General features: G+C 48.8%; 3 protein-coding genes. All 3 read left to right on the top strand.

The window, feature by feature from the left end; genetic code table 11:
- Positions 1 to 1047 (top strand): PrsW family intramembrane metalloprotease (locus L0156_26925; GenBank protein ID MCI0606634.1); only part of this gene is annotated, 1047 nt, incomplete at its 5' end.
- A gap of 107 nt (positions 1048 to 1154) precedes the next feature.
- A complete protein-coding gene (locus L0156_26920; GenBank protein ID MCI0606633.1) occupies positions 1155 to 2192 on the top strand; it encodes a bifunctional oligoribonuclease/PAP phosphatase NrnA in 1038 nt (345 codons plus the stop codon).
- A gap of 18 nt (positions 2193 to 2210) precedes the next feature.
- Positions 2211 to 3071: a deoxyribonuclease IV gene (locus L0156_26915; GenBank protein ID MCI0606632.1), complete on the top strand. Its 861-nt coding sequence runs from the start codon at positions 2211 to 2213 to the stop codon at positions 3069 to 3071.
- Positions 3072 to 3373: the final 302 nt, after the last annotated feature.

The raw sequence follows: 3373 nt of genomic DNA, 5'->3' as shown, positions 1-3373 counted from the left end.
GCGCTGATCGGAACCGGAATCATGATTTTCATTGTCATGATTTTGATGCTTGCAAATCTTGGCATTGAAGGCGCGTTCGTGGGAAGTTTTATGGCTTTTCTTCCCGCTCCGTTTTACCTGTTCCTGTATTTGTGGATGGACCGTTACGATCCGGAACCACCATGGGCGATCGCAACCGCTTTTGCATGGGGAGGATTGATCTGCATTTTCATCTCGTTTATCGTCAACACGATTTTCGGCTCGGTTGCGGCCACATTCATGGGAGAACCAGCGGGACAAACATTATCAGCAATTATCTCCGCGCCCTTCATTGAAGAATTGACAAAAGGGAGTGGCGTGGTCTTGATCGCTCTTTTCCTGCGAAAGGAATTTGATGGTGTCCTGGACGGCATCGTATATGCCGGAGTTGTTGGTCTGGGTTTCGCAACAGTGGAAAACATCCTTTACTATGGCGGGACTTTTGTCAAAGACGGTCCGAGCGCATTGCTGTTTATCGGATTTTTGCGTGGTGTACTTTCACCGTTCATCCACTCGTTCTTCACATCGATGACAGGAATCGGATGCGGATTGTCGCGTGAATCGCACAACAAACTCATCCAGTTTGGAGCTCCCATCCTGGGTTTTTTTGGAGCAATGATGCTTCACGCTCTCTGGAATTTGTCGGCGTCTGCCATGGGGAGCGCGTTCTTCGTTGTCTACTTCGTCGTTTGGGTGCCCATGTTTTTGGCATTCATTCTTTTCATACTCTTGATCGCAAGACGCGAGAAAAGAATCATCAAACGAGTTCTGGCAGTGGAACAGGGCGGCCTGCTCTCGCGTGAAGAGATTGATCTCGCCGGTTCGTTAACCAGCAGAATCCATTGGCTGATTTCGGCGAACAGCTGGAAGAAATTTCAAGCGCGAAGGAAATACTTGAGAGCCATAACCAGGCTTGCTTTTTGCTACTGGCACGTAGAAAGAGCCCTTTCAGCAAAGACGGAAACCCTCAGCATGGCTCAAATCCCTGTGTTTCGTTCGGAGATTTCGCAGCTGAAAGCTGCGTTGTAATAGTGCCGGCGGGACGCCAGGCGGGACGCCCGCACTACTTTGTTTCGTTTGCTTTTTGGGGTACCTCTCGCTATATTAATCAGATATTTTTGGGAGCCCTTCCTGCCATGTCTTTGACGCTTGATATGTCCTTTTCCAAAGATTGGGAATCGATCCGTGAAATTGTGCAGAATAACGGGCGATTTCTCATCACAACTCACGTCAATGCCGACCCGGATGCTCTAGGCTCGGAGATCGCGCTGGCGGAAGGACTGCGCGCCCTGAACAAAGAAGTGGTGATTGTGAACCCAACGGGTATTTCCAGACATTTCTCCTTTCTGGATCCGGAAAAAAGAGTCCAGGAGTACAACAAGGATGAAGCACTGGCGAATTGCGCTTTTGACGCAGTCTTCATTGTGGACATCAGCAGGTGGGAACGTCTGGGATTGCTTGCCGATCCGCTTCGCTACTGCGGCAAACCCAAAGTCTGTATCGATCATCATCCGTATACAGGAGGATTTTCGGATTACCATCTTGTAAATGTCAATGCTTGCGCCAGCGCGGAAATTATTTTCGATCTCCTGAATTATCTTGACATTCCCTTAACGAAACAGATTGCAGAATCGATCTATGTTTCGATCCTGGCCGACACGGGAGCTTTCACATTTTCCAACACCAACGCGCGCACTCATCAGATCGTTTCCGCACTTTTAAGCTACGGGATCTGTCCGCGTACGCTGTATGAGAGTCTGTATCAGAACCACACTCCCGAAAGGCTCAAATTTCTCGGCAAGGTGCTCGGGAGCTTGCAGTTTGATTGCGATCAGCGGCTGGCGTACGTGACTGTTTCTCACACGATGCTCCAGGAAAATGGAATGACTCCGGACGATCTGGAGGGCTTTGTGGATATGCCGCGAAATTGCCGCTCCGTTTTGCTATCGATCCTGTTTGCCGAAGTCGCGCCGGACGATGTGAAAATCAGTTTGCGAAGCAAAGGGGAATTTCATTCTAATAAAATAGCGCTTCTGTTTGGCGGAGGCGGACACAGCCACGCATCCGGCATCCGATTATCCGGGAATCTGCAAAGCATTGAAGAAATGGTGCTTGCAGAAGCCCGAAAAGGGCTCGGACCCTACCTGAAGAAAAACTGCGCAGTCAGCGCATAGTAAGCGATCCAAAATCCAATGAAAAATACGCTTTTGCTTGGCGCTCATATGTCTATCGAAGGCGGATTGCATCGCGCGCTGGAACGAGGTCATTCGATCGGTTGCACCACGATTCAAATTTTCACCAGGAACAATACGCGATGGGCCGCCCGCGATCTGCTGGACGAAGAGATCAGACAGTTTCAAAGGACTCTAACTCAGCATTCCATCCGTCCTGTTTTTGCGCATTGCAGTTATCTGATCAATCTTGCTGCCGGCAATGAGTTCTATGAAAAATCAATTGCGGCACTCATCACAGAAGTCTTACGTGCCGACAGTCTGGGACTTCCCTTCGTTGTGCTGCATCCGGGCGCGCACATGGGCAAAGGGGAAGACGAAGGACTGATCCGCGTGGTTGCTGCGATCAATCAAGTGATTGACGCAACATCGAAGGCGAAATGCAAGATTGTGATTGAGAATACCGCGGGTCAGGGCTCCTGTGTCGGCTGCAAATTCGAGCACCTTGCTTATCTATGGACCCACGTGAACGATCAAAACAAATTAGGATTCTGCATCGACACATGTCATCTTTTTGCCGCCGGTTACGATATCCGCACGGAAAAAACATACGCGCATACTTTCAAAAGTCTGTTGAATCACGTTCCTCTTTCATCGATCTTCGCGTTTCACTTAAACGATTCCAAGAAAGAGCTTGGCTCACGAGTGGACAGACATGAGCATATTGGTAAAGGCCGGATCGGCAAAATGGCATTTCGATGCCTGCTCAACGACTCCCGTTTCGTGTCCGTTCCAAAAGTTCTCGAAACACCAAAAGGAAAGGACCTGGCGGAGGATGTGATCAATCTCAAATGCCTGCGCCGGATGGTGAAAAAGGCTTAGCTCTTCAGCGGTTGATTTTTTGAAAGTCAGAACGGATCACGTTTTGCTCGCCACTTTCATCAACGACAAATGTACGATTTCGGTTTGTCTCTAAGAATTGCAGCTCGAAATTTTGTTCAAAAAAATTGTTCCAAAAAATATTGTTCACAGAACCCGGCCCGAGGTAGATGGCGCAGGGCGCGGCACACGCTCCTGAAATCTGTTGTTGTACTACTGACGTTGAACTTCTTGTTTTTTTAGAAGGATTTTCGCAAAAGGATATTAAACCGCAGAATATCGAACAAAGGAACTCCGAACCGCAG

This window comes from bacterium (assembly GCA_022616075.1).
Classification (GTDB): Bacteria; Acidobacteriota; HRBIN11; order JAKEFK01; family JAKEFK01; genus JAKEFK01.
Note: the sequence above shows the minus strand (reverse complement) of the source record. Positions and strands in the feature narration are given on the sequence as shown.

Bases quoted from the DNA above. Each gene is read 5' to 3' on its own strand.
- L0156_26920 (MCI0606633.1), top strand. From the start codon at position 1,155: ATGTCTTTGACGCTTGATATGTCCTTTTCCAAAGATTGGGAATCGATC.
- L0156_26915 (MCI0606632.1), top strand. From the start codon at position 2,211: ATGAAAAATACGCTTTTGCTTGGCGCTCATATGTCTATCGAAGGCGGA.